Annotated in this window: 19 protein-coding genes; 4 read left to right on the forward strand and 15 right to left on the reverse strand. The window is 62.6% G+C overall.

The genetic code is table 11. From position 1 onward, the window contains the following. Positions 1-23 precede the first annotated feature (23 nt). Positions 24-461 (reverse strand): Lrp/AsnC family transcriptional regulator, encoded by a 438-nt coding sequence (locus M5G17_RS18310; protein ID WP_045200368.1) that lies wholly within the window; start codon positions 459-461, stop codon positions 24-26. Between the two features lie 131 nt (positions 462-592). On the opposite strand from M5G17_RS18310, the gene M5G17_RS18315 reads away from it, so the two are divergent. Further along, positions 593-1,498, forward strand: a complete 906-nt coding sequence (locus M5G17_RS18315; protein WP_273894332.1) for a DMT family transporter — start codon at positions 593-595, stop codon at positions 1,496-1,498. Here the strand turns inward: M5G17_RS18315 and M5G17_RS18320 are convergent. Then, the gene (locus M5G17_RS18320) at positions 1,485-2,177 is read right to left on the reverse strand and encodes an alpha/beta hydrolase (RefSeq protein WP_273894333.1); all 693 of its coding nucleotides are present in this window, start codon (positions 2,175-2,177) and stop codon (positions 1,485-1,487) included. The two genes, M5G17_RS18315 and M5G17_RS18320, sit on opposite strands and share 14 nt — an antisense overlap. Before the next feature lie 121 nt (positions 2,178-2,298). Here M5G17_RS18320 and M5G17_RS18325 point away from each other — a divergent pair, with 121 nt between their 5' ends. Further along, positions 2,299-3,225, forward strand: coding sequence for a class I SAM-dependent methyltransferase (locus M5G17_RS18325; protein ID WP_273894334.1), 927 nt, complete (start codon positions 2,299-2,301; stop codon positions 3,223-3,225). A 7-nt stretch (positions 3,226-3,232) separates the two neighbouring features. Here the strand turns inward: M5G17_RS18325 and M5G17_RS18330 are convergent, their stop codons facing one another. From M5G17_RS18330 to gcl, 11 genes are all read right to left on the reverse strand, one after another. After that, positions 3,233-4,696, reverse strand: coding sequence for a PepSY domain-containing protein (locus tag M5G17_RS18330; protein WP_273894335.1), 1,464 nt, complete (start codon positions 4,694-4,696; stop codon positions 3,233-3,235). Between the two features lie 10 nt (positions 4,697-4,706). Then, on the reverse strand, positions 4,707-6,875 hold the full coding sequence (locus tag M5G17_RS18335) for a TonB-dependent receptor (protein WP_273894336.1): 2,169 nt from the start codon (positions 6,873-6,875) through the stop codon (positions 4,707-4,709). A 101-nt stretch (positions 6,876-6,976) separates the two neighbouring features. Then, positions 6,977-7,363 (reverse strand): DUF2946 domain-containing protein, encoded by a 387-nt coding sequence (locus M5G17_RS18340; RefSeq protein ID WP_273894337.1) that lies wholly within the window; start codon positions 7,361-7,363, stop codon positions 6,977-6,979. Positions 7,364-7,410: 47 nt separating this feature from the next. Next, positions 7,411-8,412, reverse strand: coding sequence for a sulfate ABC transporter substrate-binding protein (locus tag M5G17_RS18345; RefSeq protein ID WP_273894338.1), 1,002 nt, complete (start codon positions 8,410-8,412; stop codon positions 7,411-7,413). Positions 8,413-8,505: 93 nt separating this feature from the next. After that, entirely contained in the window at positions 8,506-9,330 is an 825-nt protein-coding gene (locus M5G17_RS18350) for an ion transporter (RefSeq protein WP_273894339.1), read from the reverse strand. Between the two features lie 44 nt (positions 9,331-9,374). Beyond that, positions 9,375-10,262, reverse strand: coding sequence for an urea transporter (locus M5G17_RS18355; protein WP_273894340.1), 888 nt, complete (start codon positions 10,260-10,262; stop codon positions 9,375-9,377). 163 nt (positions 10,263-10,425) lie between these two features. Continuing rightward, positions 10,426-11,841 (reverse strand): pyruvate kinase, encoded by a 1,416-nt coding sequence (gene pyk / locus M5G17_RS18360; RefSeq protein ID WP_273894341.1) that lies wholly within the window; start codon positions 11,839-11,841, stop codon positions 10,426-10,428. Beyond that, positions 11,831-13,111: a glycerate kinase type-2 family protein gene (locus tag M5G17_RS18365; protein ID WP_273894342.1), complete on the reverse strand. Its 1,281-nt coding sequence runs from the start codon at positions 13,109-13,111 to the stop codon at positions 11,831-11,833. The genes pyk and M5G17_RS18365 overlap by 11 nt, the downstream gene beginning before the upstream one ends. 92 nt (positions 13,112-13,203) lie before the next feature. Beyond that, positions 13,204-14,097, reverse strand: coding sequence for a 2-hydroxy-3-oxopropionate reductase (locus tag M5G17_RS18370; protein WP_273894343.1), 894 nt, complete (start codon positions 14,095-14,097; stop codon positions 13,204-13,206). A gap of 33 nt (positions 14,098-14,130) precedes the next feature. Continuing rightward, positions 14,131-14,913, reverse strand: coding sequence for a hydroxypyruvate isomerase (hyi, locus tag M5G17_RS18375; RefSeq protein ID WP_273894344.1), 783 nt, complete (start codon positions 14,911-14,913; stop codon positions 14,131-14,133). Positions 14,914-14,970: 57 nt separating this feature from the next. Further along, positions 14,971-16,746 (reverse strand): glyoxylate carboligase, encoded by a 1,776-nt coding sequence (gcl, locus tag M5G17_RS18380; protein ID WP_273894345.1) that lies wholly within the window; start codon positions 16,744-16,746, stop codon positions 14,971-14,973. 257 nt (positions 16,747-17,003) lie between these two features. Here gcl and M5G17_RS18385 point away from each other — a divergent pair, with 257 nt between their 5' ends. Continuing rightward, complete coding sequence (locus M5G17_RS18385; protein ID WP_273894346.1) at positions 17,004-17,444, forward strand: GlcG/HbpS family heme-binding protein; 441 nt, start codon at positions 17,004-17,006, stop codon at positions 17,442-17,444. A gap of 85 nt (positions 17,445-17,529) precedes the next feature. Here the strand turns inward: M5G17_RS18385 and M5G17_RS18390 are convergent, their stop codons facing one another. After that, complete coding sequence (locus M5G17_RS18390; protein WP_273894347.1) at positions 17,530-18,138, reverse strand: TetR/AcrR family transcriptional regulator; 609 nt, start codon at positions 18,136-18,138, stop codon at positions 17,530-17,532. 146 nt (positions 18,139-18,284) lie between these two features. Here M5G17_RS18390 and M5G17_RS18395 point away from each other — a divergent pair, with 146 nt between their 5' ends. Further along, on the forward strand, positions 18,285-19,193 hold the full coding sequence (locus tag M5G17_RS18395; RefSeq protein WP_273894348.1) for a DUF808 domain-containing protein: 909 nt from the start codon (positions 18,285-18,287) through the stop codon (positions 19,191-19,193). 18 nt (positions 19,194-19,211) lie between these two features. Here the strand turns inward: M5G17_RS18395 and M5G17_RS18400 are convergent. Then, positions 19,212-20,847: LTA synthase family protein (locus M5G17_RS18400; RefSeq protein WP_273894349.1), on the reverse strand; the 1,636-nt coding region annotated here is incomplete at its 5' end.

The raw sequence follows: 20,847 nt of genomic DNA on the forward strand, positions 1-20,847 counted from the left end.
GGCTTGCCCCGCGATAGCTGCCCTCAGGCCATCGGCGGCAAGCGCCGTTTCACCGGGGTCTTCTTGACGATGGCGGTGTTGGTCTCGGCATGGCTGTTGAGCTTGTCCAGCACCGTGTCGAGCTCTTCCATCGAACGCACGTGCAGGCGGGCGATGAAGCAGTCGTCCCCCGTCACCTTGTCGCATTCGGTGAACTCGGGGATGGCCATGATCTGCCGTTCCACCTCCTGCAACTGCCCCGGCAGCGGTCGCACCCGCACGATGGCCTGCAACTGGTAGCCGAAGCAGCGCGGGTCGATCTCCACCGTATAGCCCTTGAGCACGCCGCGCTCTTCAAGGCGGCGCAGGCGTTCACTGACGCTGGGTGCTGACAGCCCGCTCAGTTGCGCCAGGGCCTTGAGCGAACGTCGCGAGTCTTCCATCAGCGCCTTGATCAACAATTGGTCGATATCGTCGGTCATTCAAGCCTCGTTAGGCAAAAGACGAAAACTGCCTTGATAGTAAAGGTAGATGTTCAGTCTAGCCTGTTTTATCCGCTGGAACGGGCGCTGGCGCCCTTGCCATAATTTGTCCATCGTCGAGGAGGTGAGTGATGGACAGTTCAATACGCCGTGGTTCGTTCGAGATGGTCGCCGCGATGTTGATTTCCGGGACCATTGGCTGGTTCGTACTGGTGTCCGGCCAACCGGTGCTGGATGTGGTGTTCTGGCGCTGCGTGTTCGGTGCCGGCACGCTGCTGCTGATCTGCCTGGCCATGGGCTTTCTCAAGCCCAGTCTCCTCACCCTGACGACCTTCGCCCTGGCGGTGCTCAGCGGTGTGGCCATTGTCGGCAACTGGGTGCTGCTGTTCGCTTCCTACTCCCGTGCGTCGATTGCCATCGGCACTGCGGTGTACAACGTTCAGCCGTTCATGCTGGTGGGCCTGGCGGCGCTGTTTCTCGGTGAGAAAATCACCGTGCCCAAGCTGTTCTGGCTGGCGGTGTCTTTTGTCGGAATGCTGGCAATTGTCAGTGCCCATGGCAGCCAGGGTGGCAGTGGCGATGACTATCTGGTGGGTATCGCCCTGGCCCTGGGCGCGGCATTTCTGTATGCGGTGGCGGCGCTGATCATCAAGCGCCTGAGCGGTACCCCGCCGCACCTGATCGCCCTGATCCAGGTCTGCACCGGCATCCTGCTGCTGGCGCCCTGGGCTAACACCCGCGGCCTGCCGGGCGATGTCGGCGCGCTGGCCAGCCTTGTGACCCTGGGCATCGTGCATACCGGGGTGATGTACGTGCTGCTGTACGGCGCGATCCAGAAGCTGCCGACCGCCTTGACCGGGGCCTTGTCGTTCATCTACCCGATCGCGGCGATCTTCGTCGACTGGTTCGCCTTTGGCCATCGCCTTGAGCCGCTGCAATGGCTGGGTGTGGCCGCGATCCTGCTGGCCGCGGCCGGTATGCAGCAAGGCTGGTGGTTCAAACCTGCGATCAAGCCGGCTGCGGTCAAGCCAGATTGACGGCGGCGCGGTCGATCAGCGCCGCCACTTCGGCGGCCCTGGAGACCAGCGAGGCATGGCTGGCGTCCAGCTTGAGCAACTCCTTGGGGCGCATGCGTTCAGCCATGCGTTTCTGGTTGTCCGGGTGGATCATCCGGTCGTGGGTCGAGAGCTGGTACCAGCTGGGTTTGTGTTTCCACGCAGGGTTGCTGATGGTGTCGCCGAAGGTGCTGGCCAGTGGCGCCTTCTGGGTCACGCTCATGATCAGCCCATCATCCTTGCTCAGGTCCTGGCAAAAACTCTCATGCATTTTCTCGGGTTTGATCCACAGGTAGCCATCGCCGTCCGGTTGCAGGTTGGGTGCAGCTTCTGGCGGGTTCTGGCCGGTGATGCCGCCGGGGCTTTCGCCATCGTCTGGGGCAAAGGCGGCGATATAAACAAGGCCTGCGACATTGGCTTGATTGCCCATCTGGCTGATCACCGCACCACCGTAGGAATGGCCGACCAACAGCACCTTGCCGGGTATCGAGGCGACCATCTTGCGTGTGCGCTCGGCGTCGTCGGCAAGTGAGGTCAGGGGCATTTCCACCGCGTGCAGGTTACGGTGGCCCAGGCGTGACAGCTCGAGGATGACCTTGCTCCAGTGGGCGGCGCCGCCCCAGAAACCATGGACCAGGACAATGGCAGGTGTGTCGCTCATGATCGTTCTCCAGCGCAGGGGTGGACTGCTAGTGTAGATGCTTCTGTCTGCCTGAGTTGGATCCCGCCGATTCCGGCTCAAGGAGGGTAGAATGGACCGATTTACCCGATAGAACGTACCCATGACCTCTGTGATCGACACCCTCCAGCAGCACTTGCTCGCCGCCCTTGACCCGGCACCGGCCGAAACCCGGCGTCTGTTTCACGGTCGTGGGCGCTGCTGGCCGGGGCTGGAGCAGATCACCGTGGACTGGCTGCAGGGGGTGTTGCTGGTGTCGCTGTTTCGCCAGCCGCCAGAAGATCAGTTGCCGGCGCTGGAACAGATGCTCCTGGCCCTGGCCGAGGCACCCTGCTGGAGCGGCCAGGCGATCCTGATCCAGCACCGCTACCTGCCGGACAGTCCCGGTCAATGGTTGCTGGGTACACCCAGCGAGCACTGGCTGATCGATGAGGACGGCCTGCGCTACCAGCTGGATCTGGGCCTGAAGCAGAACACCGGTTTGTTCCTCGACATGCGCTATGGCCGGCGCTGGGTCCGCGAGCAGGCGCCGGGCAAGCGGGTGCTTAACCTGTTCGCCTACACCTGCGGGTTCTCCCTGGCGGCAATCGCCGGCGGCGCCGAGCAGGTGGTGAACCTGGACATGGCGCGTTCGGCGCTGAGCCGCGGGCGCGATAACCATCGGCTCAACGGCCATGACCTGGGCAAGGTGAGTTTTCTCGGCCATGAGCTGTTCAAGTCGTGGGGCAAGGTGCGCAAGTCCGGGCCCTATGACCTGATCATCATCGACCCGCCAAGCTTCCAGAAAGGCAGCTTTGTCCTGACCCAGGATTACCGCAAGATCCTGCGCCGCTTGCCGGAACTGTTGAGCGACGGCGGCACGGTACTGGCCTGCGTCAACGACCCGGCAATCGGCCCGGACTTTCTCATCGAAGGCATGGCCGCCGAAGCGCCGGGGCTGGCTTTTGTCGAACGCCTGGCCAACCCGCCGGAGTTCCCCGATAGCGATCCGGCGGGTGGGCTCAAGGCCCTGGTGTTCAAATCCAGCTAGATGCCGATTATTTGCTCAATCGCCGCCAGCCCAGCACCACACCACTGACACTGAGCACCAACCCGCCCAGGCTGAAGGCAATCATCCAGGCATCCCACAATGGTCGCTGTTGCAGCAGGGGCAGCCAGTCCCAGCTGTGCAGCAACGAAAACAACCAGCGCGACACGCGCCGGGGCTGATCCAGTACACCCAGCACCTCGCCGGTGTACAGGTCCAGGTGCAGCCAGGTCTGCTGTGGGTCATCAACGCGTACGCGCAACACCGGCAAGCGCTTTTCCAGGTGGCCGAGCATGCTCTGCTCGGCCCTGGCGTAGTAGTAGAAGTCGTAGGCTTCAAGCTGTTCGCTGTGCATCCGGCCCTGGGGCAAAATCGCTTGAGCCGCACGTTCCAGCACCTCCAGCGGCAAGCGCTCCAGCACCTGGCCGTCGGCCATCGACAGCACCCGGGTACGGCCAGCGCCTTCATGGCCGATCAGATACCCCGCCCCCCCGATCAAGCGCCACTCAAGTTCACGGGCCTTGAAGCCTTGCTGATCAAAACGCGCCAGCGCATCAGCGGCCGAGAGCGGAAAAGCCGCCGCCGTCAACGGAGCGCCTTGATAAGCCGAAACGTTCAACGGCGCCGAACTGCTGAACAGTTTCCACGGGTTCATCGACATCAGCCCGCTGAAGACCCAGCTGATCGCCAGCACGCCAAACAACAAGCCGCCGATATGGTGCCAGCGGGCAACCCCACGATAAGGCGAGCGCGAGCCGCTGCGGTAGGGCTTGCGCAGGCGCCAACGGAGGATGCCGATCACCGCGCCGAGCAGCGCCATCAGCGTGCCGGCCAGCGACAGGTAGATCACCAGGTTGCTCCACAGGCCGTCCACGCCAATGCCGCGCAACGGGTACAGCCAGTGCAGCCAGGCGCCGACCAGGTTCCAGCCGCGTTCCATGGCGCTGGCATCACGCACCACTTCGCCGGTGTTGCCGGAGATGTACAGCAGGGTGCGCTCGGCATCGTCGAGTTGCACCCGCTGCAACGGGCGCTCGGCGTCCAGGGCGCGGGAGTGGCTCCACAGGTCCTCGTTCACTGCGCCGCGATAGCTGGCAGTCGCCTCCGGGTCGTACTGGCGAGCACTGGCCAGGGCCTGTTCGCGGTCGATCGGTGGCAGGCGCTGGCCACTACCAGCATCCACGGCCACGCTGGCGCGGCCCGAATAGCTGAACAGGTAGCGCGGCATGCCGGCCACCTGGCTCAGGCGGATGCTTGCCGGGTTGCGCTCGGCATCGGCACTGCGCAGGGCAGTGTCGAGGTCAACGTAGCTATCCTGCAAACTTAGCGTCGGCAAGTGGGCAAGGTGCTCGCGTGGGGTCAGCTTGGGGTAGCCGACATACAACATGACCATGCCCGAGAAGAACCACAGGGCCATGAACAGGCATAGGCCAATGCCCAGCCAGCGGTGCCACAGGTACAGATAGCGTCTCATCGGTGGCGTCCTAGAAGCGCGTCTGCACGGCCAGCTCCAGGGTGCGCGGGGCTCCCAGGTAGAGCATGCTCGAGGAAGTCCAGCGGGCGTACACTTCGTCGGTCAGGTTACGCACCCGGGCAGTGATGCGCGTGTCGTCATCGACCTTGTAGCCGACGAAGGCGCCGAAGATGGTGTACGCCGGTGCATAGCGGGTATTGGCCGCATCGGCATACACCGACGACACATAGCGGCTGTCGGCGCCGACCTGCCAGCTGGGGTCGATATCGTAGGTCAGCCACAGGTTGGCGACCCGCTCGGGGATATTGGTCGGGGTGTTGCCCTTGCGCGAGATCGAGCGTCCGCCGACGTTCTCGTTGAACTCGTCGTACTGAGCGTCGACATAGGCAAAGTTGCCCTCAGCCAGCAGTTTAGGTGTGACGTGCAGCGAGGCGGCCACCTCGACCCCGCGCGAAGACTGCTTGCCCACCGGCTGGGTGACGCTGGGGTTGGCGGCATCGGCAGTGGCCAGGTTCTTGCGCTCGATGTGGTAGGCGGCGACGGTGGCGGCGCCACGGCCCTCGAGGAAGCTGAACTTGCTGCCCACTTCCAGTTGTTTGCCGGTGCTCAGGTCGAAGTTGCGTACCGAGCTAAAACTGGCGGTGCTGAGCATGCCCGAAGGTGGGTCTGCGGCAGTGCTGTACTGCACGTAAACGTTGGCTGCGGGGGTCAGCTCAAAGACCAGGCCGATGCGCCCGGTGGTTGGTTCGTAGCTGCGTTGGAAGTCCAGCGGATTATTGGCATCCACTGTGCGGTAGTTGTGCACCTGAAGGTCGATATGGTCGTAGCGCAAACCGGTGAGCAGCGACAGGCGCTCGGTCAGTTGCAGGCGGTTCTCTACGAATGCGGCCCAGGTGTCGACGGTGTTCTCGCGGTTCTTCTGATAACCGGGAAGCATGCCGTTCAAATCATAGAAATGCCCGGGCTCGAAGCTGGCCGGGTCGACGCTGTCGAAAATACCGGTGACCGAACGCGGGTAGGTCATCTGCACGTTGTGGCTGTAATCCAGGCCCGCCGACCACTGGCTGCCCAGGCCGAACAACTGGCCCTCGTGCAGCAGCTCGAAGCGGTTGCCGTTGAGCTCCTGGTCATGGCGTTGCAGCAGTGCGTTGGAGCGGTTTACCCGGCTGTTGTCGGCGTTGTAGGCGTAGGTTTCAAGGTTACGGAAGTTACGCTCGGTGTTGTAGTGGTACAGGGTGTTGCGCAGCGAAGTGTCGTCGCTTACGCGGTACTCGGTGATCGAGCGCAGCCAGCGCACGCGCTGCTCGTAGCGACCGTCCTCAACGTTGTAGTTCTCGAAGCGGCGGTTCTCGTCGACCTTCATTTCGCCGCCCAGCGGGTTGAGCACCGGGCTGCCCCAGTAGGGGCTGTCGACGGTTTCGTTCTGGTACTCCAGGGCCAGGGTGTGGGACAGCTGGTCGTTGATGTCGGTGAGCAGCGAGAACGCCACGGTCCAGGCATCGCGCTCTTCGCGATCGACGTAGCCGTTGCTCTTGCTGTGGCTGAAATCCAGGCGTGCGTAGTTGCGGATGCCGTCGCCGTCGTTCAAGGCATGGTTGAAGCCGAACGAGGTTTCGCTGCTGTCATAGGAGCCGTATTTGATTCTGCCTTCGTTGAAGTTCTCGTCACGGCTGGCCAGCTTGGTGATGTAGTTGATCGAGCCGCCGACGGCGCCGGCGCCGAACAGGAAGCTCGATGGCCCGCCGACGGCTTCGACCCGGTCATAGATCCAGCTGTCCACCGGGCGCGCGGCAATCGCGTCGTACTGCACGCTGATGCCGTTGAACAGCTGGGTGATCTGCGCCCCGGAAAAGCCCCGGTAGGCCACCGAACCCGCAGAGCCTGGCGGTGAGGCGGCGGTCATGCCAGGCACGCCGTTGAGCACGTCCTGGGTGGTCTGGGCGCCGCGCTGCTGGATCTGCTGGCGGTTGACGATGTTCACCGACGCCGGGGTTTCGCGCGGGGTAAGGCCAAGGCGTGAGCCGGTTTGCGAAGGGGTGTCGAGCAGCACGCCGTCTTCGGCATCAATACGGCTGTTGATGCGCAGGTCAGGCAGGGTCAGCGGCGCCTCGGCCACAGCTTGGAAGGACAGCGCGCACAGCAGCGCCGCGCAACCGGAAAGGCGATAGGAGTAGGGCATGAATCACACTCTGGAAATTGAGCCAGCGGCCGCTTGCACCTGTCAGGCAGGCGCAGCAGAAAACGGCCGGTATCAGGCAGCCCGGGGAGCTGCCAGGAGGTTCAAGCCAGAGGCGGGGAGGCGCGGGGATTGGCGGCGGGCCAGCAATAACGCGGTGGCGCCTTGCTACGCAGTTCGCGTTGGTAGCGACGTACGCGAGTGACGGCCAGCAGCCAGCCGATGACCAGCACAAGGCTCAGGCAGACCACTGCCGCTGCGCACACCGGGCAGGTCTGCATGCTGTCCCAGCCGGCGATGGACTGATCACCGAAATCGCTTTTCAGTGTCGGCCCGGCGCCGCCCATGGCCGAGCAATAGGCGCCGCCGATACCGTTGAGCTGCAGGCCCATCATCTGCCCGTGACCGATACCGCAGGCGAACAGATTGAACAGGACACAGAAGTACAAGGTCCAGGCAATCAGCGGGCGGTTGGAGGGGGCGCGGTTCATGGGCGCGACTTTAGCACCGATGCCCCCTGGCGTTAAAGCAATCAGGCTTACTGCCCGGTGTAGATCTGGTCAAAGATCCCGCCATCATTGAAGTGGGTTTTCTGCACGGTGCGCCAGTCGCCGAAGGTCTTCTCCACCGAGAGGAAGTCGACTTTCGGGAAACGGTCGGTGTACTTGGCCAGCACCGTCGCATCACGTGGGCGCAGGTAGTTGTTGGCGGCAATTTCCTGGGCCTCTGGCGACCACAGGTACTTAAGGTAAGCCTCGGCGGTGGCGCGGCTGCCTTTCTTGTCGACCACCTTGTCGACCACGCTCACCGGCGGCTCGGCCTCGGCGGACACGCTTGGGTAGATCACTTCGAACTGATCACGACCGAACTCGCGGGCGATCATTTCGGCTTCGTTCTCGAAGGTCACCAGCACATCGCCAATCTGGTTGGTCATGAAGGTAGTGGTCGCGGCGCGGCCACCGGTATCGAGCACGGGTGCCTGCTTGAACAGTTTGCCGACAAAGTCCTTGGCCTTGTTTTCGTCACCGCCGTTCTTGAGCACGTAGCCCCAGGCCGAGAGGTAGGTATAGCGGCCGTTGCCGGAGGTTTTCGGGTTCGGCACGATGACCTGGACGCCGTCCTTGAGCAGATCGGGCCAGTCTTTGAGGGCCTTGGGGTTGCCCTTGCGGACGATGAATACAGTGGCCGAGGTGAATGGCGCGCTGTTGTTCGGCAGACGCGTGACCCAGTTGTCCGGCACCAGCTTGCCGTGGTCGGCCAGGGCGTTGATGTCGGTGGCCATGTTCATGGTGATGACGTCAGCCGGCAGGCCGTCGATCACCGAGCGCGCTTGCTTGCTCGAACCGCCGAACGACATCTGTACGGTGATCTTCTCTTTGTGCTCGGCTTCCCAGTGCTTCTGGAATGCGGCGTTGTAGTCCTTGTAGAAGTCGCGCATGACATCGTACGAGACGTTCAGCAACGGCGCGGGAGCGGCCTGGGCGAGGGCACCGAAGGCCAGGCCTGCGGCCAGAAGCGAGGCACTGAAGAGTTTTTTCACTGCGCATTCCTTGTTCGAGTTGGCGTAAAAGGCATTATGCCAGCGACTATAACGGTTGGGCTTTAGGCACTAAAAGATTAAAAAGTGCTTTGCTTATTCCATTTTCTTAAACAACGCATTGCCACAGCGTGAGCAGAACGCGGCGCCGTGCTCATGGCTGTTTTTCCGGCACACCGGGCAGTCGTGCTGCAGCTGTTCGCCGCGCATGGCGTTGGCAAGCTCGGCAGTAAAAATCCCGGTGGGCACGGCGATGATCGAGTAACCGGTGATCATCACCATCGACGACAGCACCTGGCCCAGTGGCGTCTTGGGTACGATGTCGCCAAAGCCGACGGTGGTCAGGGTGACGATGGCCCAGTAGATGCCCTTGGGGATGCTGGTAAAGCCATGCTCAGGGCCTTCGACCACGTACATCAGGGTGCCGAACACGGTGACCAGGGTCGAGACGCTGAGCAAAAAGACGATGATCTTCTGTTTGCTGCCCCGTAGCGCGGCAAGCAGGTAATGGGCCTGCTTGAGGTAGGGGCTGAGCTTGAGCACGCGAAAGATCCGCAGCATCCGGATGACACGAATGATCAGCAGGTATTGGGCATCGCTGTAATACAGGGCGATGATCCCCGGCACGATTGCCAGCAGATCGACCAGCCCGTAAAAGCTGAAGGCATAACGCAGTGGCTTGGGTGAGCAGTACAGGCGGATCAGGTACTCGACCAGGAAGATCGCGGTAAAGCCCCACTCGATGATAGCCAGCAGCCCGGCGTAACTCTGGTGCACCTGATCGATGCTGTCGAGGATCACCGTGACCAGGCTTGCGAAGATGATCAGCAGCAGGATGCTGTCAAAGCGCCGACCGGCGACAGTATCGGTTTGAAAGACAATGACATAGAGCCGTTCTCGCCAGCTCGAGGGGGTATCCATAGGCGCGTTCCAAAGGCAGATGGGCAGAGCCTAGGGGCTGCACCTCAGCTGTGCAAGCGACGCCGGTTGTGGGAGGCCGACAGGCGTAGCAGGCGACCGGCGCCCAGCAGCAGCCAGCAGGCCAGCACAAAGGGCGCGGTCAGCCCGGCCACCGGTAGCAGGCCCAAGGCCGGTTGCAGGGCAATCGCCAGGATGATGGCCAGCAATGGCAGCCACGGGCGCTGGCGCTCCTGGCTGAAGGCCAGGGCGGCGAGGGCGGCATTGAAGCCGAACAGGCCGTTGTAGGCGGCCAGGGTCTCGCCACCGAGCAATGCCACGCTGCCGCCGATGGCCGAGCCGAGCAGTGCCCAGAGCGCGGCATAGCGGTTGGCGATCAGCAGGCCGCTGGCGATCAATACCCCGGCCAGCGGCTGATCAAGCAAAAAAATCTGCCCCAGGCCACGGGCCAGGGCAAACAACGGGTTGGCGTCGACACCGTTGCTGCTGGCGCTGGCCGGTTCAGCCATGGCCAGGGTCGCCCAGCCGAGCAGTACGAACGGGGCGGTATAGGCGGGCAACAGTTGCCCGGGGCCAGCGCGCTTGAGCCACTGGTGCACGAGCATGCTGCTCAGGCCGCCGGCGGCGATGATCAAAGGCGGCAAGATTGCCGACCAGGGCAGCGCGTGGCTGATCAACAGGCCAATCAGCACGCCGTTGTAACTGTACAGGCCGGCCTGGCGATCGGCGCGGTCATAGCCGCGGCGCTGGGCCGTCAGCAGCCCGGCCAAGGCGCCAAGCAAGGCGCCGCCGACCAGGTCGGGCGCGGTCAGGGTAATGGCCAGCAGGCAGCACAGGCCACACAGTGGATTGCGCTGCAGCAGAACCTGGCTGAAGCCGTTGAGCAAGGCCGTGGCCCAGTCGGGGCACGGGTTGACGAAATTCTTGGTGTACATGGGGGGCAGTCTGGGGTGAGGGGGAGTGGGGCGCATCTTTGGGCCGGGTTGTCCCACCTGGATTGTTGTTGGCCGCTCTGGCCTCATCGCTGGCAAGCCAGCTCCCACAGGTTCGGGTTACACAGCACCTGTGGGAGCTGGCTTGCCAGCGATGGGGTTCAGCTCAGATCAAGGTTTCGATCCGCAGCGTGTTAGTCGACCCCGGCTTGCCAAAAGGCACACCGGCTGTGATCAACAGCGTATCGCCACGGCTGGCCATGCCCTGGGCCTGGGCGATTTCCAGGGCGGTGGAGCAGATCTCGTCGACCTGGCGCAGGCGATCGTTGACCACCGAATGCACCCCCCAGGCCACGCTCAGGCGCCGGGCGGTGGACAGGTTCGGCGTCAGGTTGAGGATCGGCGCCCGTGGCCGCTCACGTGCAGCGCGCAGGGTCGACGCCCCTGATTCGCTGTAGTTGACCAGCACCGCCACCGGCAGGATTCCGCTGATGCGGCGGATGGCGCAGCTGATGGCATCCGACACAGTGGCTTCGGCTTTCGGCCGACCAACGTCCAGTTGCGCCTGGTAGTCCGGGCCATTCTCTACCTGGCGGATGATTTTGCTCATCATCTGCACGGCTTCCAGCGGGTAGTCACCCGACGCGGTTTCAGCCGACAGCATCACCGCATCGGCGCCTTCGGCCACAGCGTTGGCCACGTCGGTGACTTCGGCGCGGGTCGGGGCCGGGGAGAAGCGCATAGACTCGAGCATCTGCGTGGCCACTACCACCGGTTTACCCAGCTCGCGGCAGGTGTTGATGATGCTCTTCTGGATCTGCGGCACGCTTTCGGCCGGCACCTCCACGCCCAGGTCGCCGCGGGCAACCATGATCGCGTCACTGAGCTCGGCGATGGCACGCAATTGAGTGACCGCCGAGGGCTTCTCGATCTTGGCCATCAGGTAAGCGCGATCACCGATCAGTTGCCGCGCTTCGACGATATCCTCCGGGCGCTGCACAAACGACAGCGCCACCCAGTCCACGCCCAGTTCCAGGCCGAAGCTCAGGTCGCGGCGATCCTTGGCGGTCAGCGGGCTGAGGTCGAGCACTGCCTGGGGCACGTTGACCCCTTTACGGTCGGACAGCTCGCCGCCGTTGAGCACTTGGGTGTCGATCGCGTCACTGTGCTTGGCGGTCACCCGCAGGCGCAGCCTGCCGTCATCGACCAGCAGGTCCATGCCTGGCTCCAGGGCGGCGATGATTTCCGGGTGCGGCAGGTTGACCCGGCGTGTGTCACCTGGGGTGCTGTCCAAATCCAGGCGCAAGGCCTGGCCGCGTTGCAGTTGCACCTTGCCGTCGGCGAGGCGGCCGACGCGCAGCTTCGGCCCCTGCAGGTCCATGAGGATGCCCAGCGGGTAGTTGAGCTGGCTTTCCACCTCGCGGATCCATTGGTAGCGCATCGCGTGGTCGGCATGTTCGCCGTGGCTGAAGTTGAGACGGAAGATGTTCACCCCGGCCTCGACCAACTGGCGGATGTCGTCGATGCCCTTGGTCGCGGGGCCGAGGGTGGCAAGGATTTTGACTTTTTTATCAGGCGTCATGGTTGGCATTCTCAAGGATCAGGATGGCGCGAAAATCGTTGACGTTGGTTCGGGTCGGTTCGGTGACGATCAGCGCATCCAGCGCGGCGAAGTAGCCGTAGCCGTTGTTGTTGTCCAGCTCGTCGCTGGCCGACAGGCCCAGGGCTGTGGCGCGGGCGTAGCTGTCCGGGGTCATCAGGGCGCCGGCGTTGTCTTCGGAACCGTCGATGCCATCGGTGTCACCGGCCAGGGCGTAAACCCCGGGCAGGCCCTTGAGGCTTTCGGTCAGGCTCAGCAGGAACTCGGCGTTGCGCCCGCCACGGCCATTGCCGCGCACGGTCACGGTGGTCTCGCCACCGGAGAGGATCACGCAGGGCGGCGACAGCGGTTGGCCGTGCAGGACGATCTGCCGGGCGATGCCGGCATGAACCTTGGCCACCTCGCGCGACTCGCCTTCCAGGTCGCCGAGGATCAGCGGGCTGAAACCGGCCTGACGGGCTTTGACCGCCGCCGCTTCCAGCGACTGCTGGGGCCGGGCGATGAGCTGGAAGTGGCTGCGGGCCAGGGCCGGGTCATCGGCCTTGACGGTCTCTGATGCGGGGTTGTTCAGCCAGGCGGTAACCGCTGCTGGCGCTTCAATGTTGTAGCGCTTGAGGATCGCCAGGGCTTGTGCCGAGGTGCTCGGGTCGGCCACGGTGGGGCCGGAGGCGATGACTGTGGCCAGGTCGCCCGGTACATCGGAAATCGCATAGGTGTAGACGGTGGCTGGCCAGCAGGCCTTGGCCAGGCGTCCGCCCTTGATCGCCGAGAGGTGCTTGCGTACGCAGTTCATCTCGCCAATGGTGGCGCCGGACTTGAGCAGGGCTTTGTTGAGCTGTTGCTTGTCGGCCAGGGTCAGGCCTTCGGCAGGCAGTGCCAGCAGCGCCGAACCACCGCCGGAGAGCAGGAAGATCACCCGGTCGTCGGCGGTGAGGTTGCTGACCATTTCCAGCACCCGCTTGGCCACGGCCAGGCCGGCGGCATCCGGGACCGGGTGAGCGGCTTCAACCACTTCGATCTTCGAGCAGCTGGCGCCGTGACCGTAGCGAGTGACCACCAGGCCCGAGACCGGGCCCTTCCAGGCGCGCTCGACGACTTCAGCCATGGCCGCGGCGGCTTTGCCGGCGCCTATGACGATAACGCGACCGCTGCGATCGCTCGGCAGGTGAGCTTCAAGGACCTGGCGCGGATGCGCGGCATCGATGGCCGTGGCGAACAGCTCGCGCAGAAAGTGTTGCGGATCGAGCGACATGGCAGGCTCCAATCTTATTGTTTTTCAGAATCAAAAACGCCCCTGGGCCCGCCTCCGTGCAGGCTGACCCAGGGGCGGTGTTGCCCGGGGTCTTACTTGTCGTCGCGGATCGAGAAGTTGGCCATGTGTTCCAGGCCCTTGATCAATGCCGAATGGTCCCAGTTGGCGCCGCCGATCGCGGCGCAGGTGCTGAACACTTGCTGGGCGTTGGCGGTGTTGGGCAGGTTGATGTTCAGTTCCTTGGCGCCTTGCAGGGCCAGGTTCAGGTCCTTCTGGTGCAGGCTGATGCGGAAGCCCGGGTCGAAGGTGCCTTTGATCATGCGCTCGCCGTGTACTTCGAGGATTTTCGACGAGGCGAAGCCGCCCATCAGCGCTTCACGCACTTTGGCAGGGTCGGCGCCGTTCTTGGCGGCGAACAGCAGGGCTTCGGCAACCGCCTGGATGTTCAGCGCAACAATGATCTGGTTGGCGACCTTGGCGGTCTGGCCGTCACCGTTGCCGCCGACGCGGGTGATGTTCTTGCCCATGGCCTGGAACAGCGGCAGGGCGCGCTCGAAGGCGTTCGGGCAGCCACCGACCATGATGCTCAGGGTCGCGGCCTTGGCACCGACTTCACCGCCCGATACCGGCGCGTCGAGGTAGCTGGCACCGGTGGCCTTGATCTTCTCGGCGAAGGCTTTGGTGGCGGTAGGCGAGATCGAGCTCATGTCGATCACGACTTTGTTCGGGCCCACGCCTTCAGCAACACCGTTAGCGCCAAACAGAACCGACTCGACCTGAGGGGTGTCGGGCACCATGACGATGATGAACTCGGCTTCCTGGGCCACTTCTTTGGGGTTGGCCAGGGCCACGGCGCCGGCGGCGATCAGGTCGGCGGGTGCGGCGTCGTGGTGGGTCGAAACGAACAGGCTGTGGCCGGCCTTTTGCAGGTTCTGAGCCATTGGAAGGCCCATGATGCCGGTGCCGAGAAATCCGATTTTAGCCATGAGAAATGCCTCTTGTAATTGTTTGGATGCAGGTCAGATCGCGTTATGGGTCTTCAGCCAGCCAAGGCCCGCTTCGGTGGTGGTCAGCGGCTTGTATTCACAGCCCACCCAGCCCTGGTAACCGATGCGGTCCAGGTGTTCGAAAAGGAAGCGATAGTTGATCTCGCCAGTGCCCGGCTCGTTGCGCCCAGGGTTATCGGCCAGCTGGATGTGGTTGATCTTGGCCAGGTTGCTTTGCACGGTACGGGCAAGGTCCCCTTCCATGATCTGCATGTGGTAGATGTCGTACTGCAGGAACAGGTTGCTGCTGCCGACTTCAGCCTGGATGTCCAGCGCTTGCTGGGTGGTGTTCAGGTAGAAGCCAGGGATGTCGCGGGTGTTGATCATTTCCATGACCAGCTTGATCCCGGCGGTTTGCAGCTTGTCGGCGGCAAACTTGAGGTTGTCGACGAAGGTCTTGCGCACACTGGCGCAGTCCGGGCCTTGCGGGCGGATGCCGGCCAGGCAGTTGACCTGGGTGTTGCCCAGCACCTGGGCGTAGGCGATGGCCAGGTCGACACCGGCGCGAAACTCCTCGACCCGAGCCGGGTCGCAGGCGATGCCGCGATCACCTTTGGCCCAGTCGCCGGCTGGCAGGTTGAACAGCACCTGGGTCAGGCCGTGGGCATCGAGCTGCTGCTTGATTTCAGCCGAGCTGAAGTCGTACGGGAACAGGTACTCGACACCGCTGAAGCCTGCGTCGGCTGCAGCCTTGAAACGGGCGAGAAAGTCCTGCTCGGTGAACAGCATGGACAGGTTGGCGGCGAAACGTGGCATGGTTGTCTCCTTGCAAAATGGGGCCCTGTGCGCTGGGCAGCAGGGCCTTCGCGGCGATCAGTCGAGCAGAGAAATCGCGGTTGGCGCGTCGTTGCCGACCAGGGCCAGGTCTTCGAATTCGTTGACCGCGTTGATTTCGGTGCCCATGGAAATGTTGGTCACGCGCTCGAGGATAACCTCGACCACCACCGGTACCTTGAACTCTTCAGCCAGTTTCTGCGCCTTGAGCAATGCCGGGGCGATCTGCCCTGGCTCGGTGACACGCAGGGCCTTGCAGCCCAGGCCTTCGACCACGGCGACATGATCGACGCCATAACCGTTGAGCTCTGGCGCATTGATGTTCTCGAACGCCAGTTGCACGCAGTAGTCCATCTCGAAGCCGCGCTGCGCCTGACGGATCAGCCCCAGGTAGGAGTTGTTCACCAGCACGTGGACGTAGGGCAGGTTGAACTGCGCGCCCACTGCCAGCTCTTCGATCATGAACTGGAAGTCATAGTCACCGGACAACGCCACGACTTTGCGGCTCGGGTCGGCCTTGACCACACCCAGGGCGGCAGGGATGGTCCAGCCCAAAGGGCCTGCCTGGCCGCAGTTGATCCAGTGACGCGGCTTGTACACGTGGAGGAACTGCGCGCCGGCGATCTGCGACAGACCGATGGTGCTGACGTAGCAGGTGTCCTTGCCGAAGACCTGGTTCATCTCCTGGTAAACGCGCTGCGGCTTGACCGGCACGTTGTCGAAGTGGGTCTTGCGCTGCAGGCTCGACTTGCGCTGCTGGCAGTCTTCGAGCCAGGCGCTGCGGTCCTTGAGCTTGCCTGCGGCTTTCCATTCGCGGGCAACTTCGAGGAACACCTCCAGGGCGGCGCCCGCGTCGGAAACGATACCCAGGTCCGGGGTGAACACCCGGCCGATCTGGGTCGGTTCGATATCGACGTGAATGAAGCGGCGGCCTTCGGTGTAGACATCGACCGAGCCGGTGTGACGGTTGGCCCAACGGTTGCCGATACCCAGCACTACGTCGGATTTGAGCATCGTCGCGTTGCCGTAGCGGTGCGAGGTCTGCAGGCCAACCATGCCCACCATCAGCGGGTGATCGTCAGGGATGATGCCCCAGCCCATCAGGGTCGGGATCACCGGAATACCGGTCAGCTCAGCGAATTCCACCAGCTTGTCACAGGCATCGGCGTTGATGATGCCGCCACCGGCCACCAGCAACGGGCGCTCGGCGCTGTCGAGCATGGCCAGGGCCTTCTCGACCTGGATGCGGTTGGCCGCAGGCTTTTGCACTGGCAGCGGCTGGTAGGCGTCGATATCGAATTCGATCTCGGCCATCTGCACGTCGAACGGCAGGTCGATCAGCACCGGGCCTGGGCGGCCGGAGCGCATTTCATAGAAGGCTTTCTGGAACGCGTACGGCACCTGGCCGGGCTCCAGAACGGTGGTCGCCCACTTGGTCACCGGTTTGACGATGCTGGTGATGTCGACGGCCTGGAAATCTTCCTTGTGCATACGGGCACGCGGCGCCTGGCCGGTGATGCACAGGATCGGGATGGAGTCGGCCGAGGCACTGTACAGGCCGGTGACCATGTCGGTGCCGGCAGGGCCCGAGGTGCCGATGCACACGCCGATGTTGCCGGCCTTGGTGCGGGTGTAGCCCTCGGCCATGTGCGAGGCGCCTTCAACGTGACGAGCGAGGACGTGATCGATACCGCCGACTTTTTTCAGGGCCGAGTACAGGGGGTTGATGGCTGCACCCGGAATGCCAAACGCGGTTTCCACACCTTCGCGGCGCATCACCAGAACGGCTGCATCGATTGCTCTCATTTTGCTCATGGTTTTGTGCCTCTTTGATTTTGTAATTGTATACAAATGGCTTTTCACCAGAGTGTATTCATGCCAGGCGACTCTGGTCAATCCATTTTCATCAGCGATAGGCGCTTTCGTCGGGAAGCCTTTAAAAATGGCATTTCGTCAGAATTGGCTCGTATCGATTAAATTATTGTATACAAAAATATTTACCATTGTGTTCTATTTGTTCTATTGATTTTTACACCTGCCCTCAGGGCTTCTAACCACAAGAGGACCTTTCCATGAATGCTTTGACCTTGAAAGTTGCTGTCAACCTGGTGAACGCTGCGCTGGTTGCCGGGCGCAAGATCTCTTCCGCGCCATTGACCGTGGCGGTGCTGGATAACGGCGGGCACCTGCTGGCCCTGCAGCGTGAGGACGGCGCCAGTCTGCTGCGTCCGCAAGTGGCGATCGGCAAGGCCTGGGGCGCGATTGCCCTGGGCAAGGGCTCGCGCCTGCTGGCACTGGACGCGCAACAGCGCCCGGCGTTCTTCGCCGCGCTAAATGGTTTGGGTCAAAGCCCGGTGGTACCGGCGCCGGGTGGGGTGCTGATTCGCAATCAGCAGGGCGTGGTGCTGGGGGCAATCGGCATCAGTGGCGACACGTCGGATATCGACGAACAATGCGCGATCAGTGCGATCGAGGAGGCGGGGTTGACGGCGGATGCGGGTGTAGCCGCTTAAAATTTATCGCGGGGCAAGCCCGCTCCCACACAGATCAATGGAACCCTGTGGGAGCGGGCTTGCCCCGCGATGAATGCACCATGGATCAAGCGTCCGGCTCACACCCCTTGAGGACCAGGCGAATGATGGTCTGCGCCGCCGCTTCATAATCGCTGTCGTCGAGCTTGGCCTTGCCGGTGACCACCGAGATCTGCCAGTCGAAGTCGGCGTAGGTCTGGGTCGCCGCCCAGATGCTGAACATCAAATGGTGCGGGTCGAGCGGGGCGATCTGGCCGCGGTCGATCCAGGCCTGGATGCACTCGATGTTGTGCCGGGCCTGGTCGTTGAGCTGCTCGACCTGGCTTGCGCTCAAGTGCGGCGCGCCGTGCATGATCTCGCTGGCGAACACCTTGGAGGCGAACGGCAGGTCGCGGGAGATGCGCACCTTGGAGCGGATGTAGGCGCTCAATACCTCTTTGGGCTCGCCGTCAGCGTTGAACGGCGTGGACGCCTGCATGATCGGCTCAATGATGCTTTCCAGGACCTCGCGGTAGAGGTTTTCCTTGGACTTGAAGTAGTAGTAGACATTGGGCTTGGGCAAGCCGGCTTTGGCCGCGATGTCGCTGGTCTTGGTAGCAGCGAAGCCCTTGTCGGCAAACTCTTCACTGGCCGCGCGCAGGATCAGTTCTTTGTTGCGCTCGCGAATGCTGCTCATGGTTGACGCTGTTCCTCGTGTCTGGCCGCTGGCGGCACCGGGCCTGAAAGGGCGGTTGCGCATGGTAGCACCGCGTTTGCAAGCGGCTCAAGGTGGCGACTTTGCGCTAGACTGTGGCCCTCTCAACCCGCTGGAATCAGGCAAACATGGCAGGAAGCAGTCTTCTGGTATTGATCGACGATATCGCCACGGTACTCGACGATGTCTCGGTAATGACCAAGGTCGCGGCAAAGAAGACCGCAGGGGTGCTGGGCGACGACCTGGCGCTCAATGCTCAGCAGGTCACAGGCGTGCGTGCCGAGCGGGAAATCCCAGTGGTCTGGGCCGTGGCCAAGGGATCGTTTCTGAACAAACTGATCCTGGTGCCGGCAGCGCTGTTGATCAGTGCTTTCATTCCCTGGGCGGTGACACCGCTGCTGATGCTCGGTGGCGCCTTTTTGTGCTTCGAGGGTTTTGAGAAGCTTGCGCACAAGTTTCTGCACAACAAGGAAGAGGACCAGGCCGAGCACGCGGCGCTCAGCGAGGCGGTGGCTGATCCTGCGGTTGATCTTGTGGCTTTCGAGCAAGGCAAGATCAAGGGCGCGGTGCGCACCGATTTCATCCTTTCGGCCGAGATCATCGCCATCACCTTGGGTACGGTCGCCGATGCGCCGCTGACCCAACAAATCATCGTGCTCTCGGGCATAGCCATCGTCATGACCATCGGTGTTTATGGCCTGGTGGCCGGTATCGTCAAACTCGATGACCTGGGCCTGTGGTTGACCCAGAAGGCCTCCAGTGCGGCCAAGGCCATCGGTAATGGCATCCTGCGGGCGGCGCCGTACATGATGAAAAGCCTGTCGGTGATTGGCACTGCGGCGATGTTTCTGGTCGGTGGCGGGATCCTGGTGCATGGCGTGGCGCCGCTGCATCATGCCATTGAGGCCTTTAGCGAAGGCCGCGGCGGGGTGCTGACCAGCACGCTGCTCAATGCTGGGGTGGGGATTGTCGCCGGTGCTGTGGTGTTGGCGGTGGTTGCGGTTTTTGCCAAGCTCTGGCGTGCAGCCAGAGCCTGACCGGAAGGGACCGGGCTATCAGTCTTTGCTCGCCGTGCGCTCGTTTGGCCCAGGCACCCAGTCGAGCAGGTGCTGGCTGAAGCCGTAGCTGGCGACCTGATAGAAGGCGATTGCGCGCTGGATCAACGGGTCGCTCTTGCTACTGCTCACCTCCTGGCTTTCACCCAGGGCCTGATTGTGTCGGCGCATGCCCTCGCGTGGGCTGAGAATGGCAAGGTCCTGACCGTCAAACAGGCCCAGGTGCTGGTAGTTTCCGATCAGCACGCGCGGTGGCAGGCGGTCTTCGAGCGTCAGGTCGCGACCGAAGAAGGTCGAGGTGTAGCTCATGTTCAACAGGCCCAGCAGAGTCGGTGCGAGGTCAATCTGGCTGGCCAGCTTCGCCTCCTCACGCGGCGCGATCATCTTCGGTGCATAGATGAATAGCGGGATCTGATAATTGCTTACCGGAAGGTCTTCCTTGCCGGCACTGCCAGCGGTGTGGTCGGCGACGAAGATGAATAGGGTGTTGTCGAACCAGGGCTTTTGGCGTGCCTGCTCCAGGAAGCGTCCGATTGCATAATCGGTGTATTTCACTGCGCCATCACGGCCATTGCCTGATGCAATGTCGATGCGTCCTTCGGGGAAGGTGTAGGGGCGATGGTTGGAGGTGGTCATCAATTGCAGGAAGAACGGTACCTGATTGTCATGATCGGTATCCGCAAGCTTGATCGCCTGGGTGTAAAGGTCTTCATCGGACATGCCCCAGGCGTTCTTGAAACGGATGTCTGACTCAGCGACGCTGCTCTGGTCGACGACTCGGTAACCGTTGCCGCTGAAGAACGCGTTCATGTTGTCGAAGTAGCCGCGGCCACCATAGACGAACACGCTGTCATAACCGACCTCGGACAACTGCTGGCCGAGGCTGGCGAAGCCGCTTTCACGACCGATGCGCTTGACGATCGAACGCCCGGGCGTTGGCGGCATCGACAGGGTGATCGCCTCCAGCCCTCGGTCGGTACGGGTGCCAGTGGCATAGAAGTTGTTGAAGTACAGGCTCTGTTTACGTAGCGCATCGAGGTTGGGTGTGAGGTTGCGGGTGTCACCGTTGCTACCCAGGTATTTGGCGCTCAGGCTCTCGATAGTGACCAGGACGATGTTGGGCGTACGTGGGCTGCCTGAACGGGTAATTTCCCGGCGAATGCCCATGGGTTCTTGATCAATGAAGCGGGCATTGGGCTCTTGCAGCTCGGCGCGGATCAGCTGGCTGGAGTCACCTTCGCCCAGGCTGGCGTAGAACTGCGGGTAATCCAGCTCGTTGTTGCGAAACGCGGCAAAAAATTGATAAGGGCCGTTACTGGCCAGTTCCCGGGCATAGGCATTGCCACCCTGGCCACGGGGCAGGTCCTGGTTGATCAACAGCGAACAACTGCCGGCGAGCAGCGCCAGGACGCCGAGGCTTGCCAGGCGTTGACGCCAGCTGGGCAAGGGTGCATTCAGCGCCTGGCACAGCGGCTTGCTCAGGGTCAGGGTCAGCAGCAGGGTGGTCAGTGCCAATACGCTGAGTATCAGGCCGATGGGATAGGACTCGAGGATGTTGTTCAACACTTCATCGGAGTACACCAGGTAGTCCACGGCAATGAAGTTGAAACGTATGTGATCCATGAACCCCACCTGC

Source organism: Pseudomonas rubra (genome assembly GCF_028656935.1).
In the GTDB taxonomy this organism is placed as follows: domain Bacteria; phylum Pseudomonadota; class Gammaproteobacteria; order Pseudomonadales; family Pseudomonadaceae; genus Aquipseudomonas; species Aquipseudomonas rubra.

Coding starts and splice junctions, on each gene's coding strand:
- M5G17_RS18310 (WP_045200368.1), bottom strand. CDS start 461: ATGACCGACGATATCGACCAATTGTTGATCAAGGCGCTGATGGAAGAC.
- M5G17_RS18315 (WP_273894332.1), top strand. CDS start 593: ATGGACAGTTCAATACGCCGTGGTTCGTTCGAGATGGTCGCCGCGATG.
- M5G17_RS18320 (WP_273894333.1), bottom strand. CDS start 2,177: ATGAGCGACACACCTGCCATTGTCCTGGTCCATGGTTTCTGGGGCGGC.
- M5G17_RS18325 (WP_273894334.1), top strand. CDS start 2,299: ATGACCTCTGTGATCGACACCCTCCAGCAGCACTTGCTCGCCGCCCTT.
- M5G17_RS18330 (WP_273894335.1), bottom strand. CDS start 4,696: ATGAGACGCTATCTGTACCTGTGGCACCGCTGGCTGGGCATTGGCCTA.
- M5G17_RS18335 (WP_273894336.1), bottom strand. CDS start 6,875: ATGCCCTACTCCTATCGCCTTTCCGGTTGCGCGGCGCTGCTGTGCGCG.
- M5G17_RS18340 (WP_273894337.1), bottom strand. CDS start 7,363: ATGAACCGCGCCCCCTCCAACCGCCCGCTGATTGCCTGGACCTTGTAC.
- M5G17_RS18350 (WP_273894339.1), bottom strand. CDS start 9,330: ATGGATACCCCCTCGAGCTGGCGAGAACGGCTCTATGTCATTGTCTTT.
- M5G17_RS18355 (WP_273894340.1), bottom strand. CDS start 10,262: ATGTACACCAAGAATTTCGTCAACCCGTGCCCCGACTGGGCCACGGCC.
- pyk (WP_273894341.1), bottom strand. CDS start 11,841: ATGACGCCTGATAAAAAAGTCAAAATCCTTGCCACCCTCGGCCCCGCG.
- M5G17_RS18365 (WP_273894342.1), bottom strand. CDS start 13,111: ATGTCGCTCGATCCGCAACACTTTCTGCGCGAGCTGTTCGCCACGGCC.
- M5G17_RS18370 (WP_273894343.1), bottom strand. CDS start 14,097: ATGGCTAAAATCGGATTTCTCGGCACCGGCATCATGGGCCTTCCAATG.
- hyi (WP_273894344.1), bottom strand. CDS start 14,913: ATGCCACGTTTCGCCGCCAACCTGTCCATGCTGTTCACCGAGCAGGAC.
- gcl (WP_273894345.1), bottom strand. CDS start 16,746: ATGAGCAAAATGAGAGCAATCGATGCAGCCGTTCTGGTGATGCGCCGC.
- M5G17_RS18385 (WP_273894346.1), top strand. CDS start 17,004: ATGAATGCTTTGACCTTGAAAGTTGCTGTCAACCTGGTGAACGCTGCG.
- M5G17_RS18390 (WP_273894347.1), bottom strand. CDS start 18,138: ATGAGCAGCATTCGCGAGCGCAACAAAGAACTGATCCTGCGCGCGGCC.
- M5G17_RS18395 (WP_273894348.1), top strand. CDS start 18,285: ATGGCAGGAAGCAGTCTTCTGGTATTGATCGACGATATCGCCACGGTA.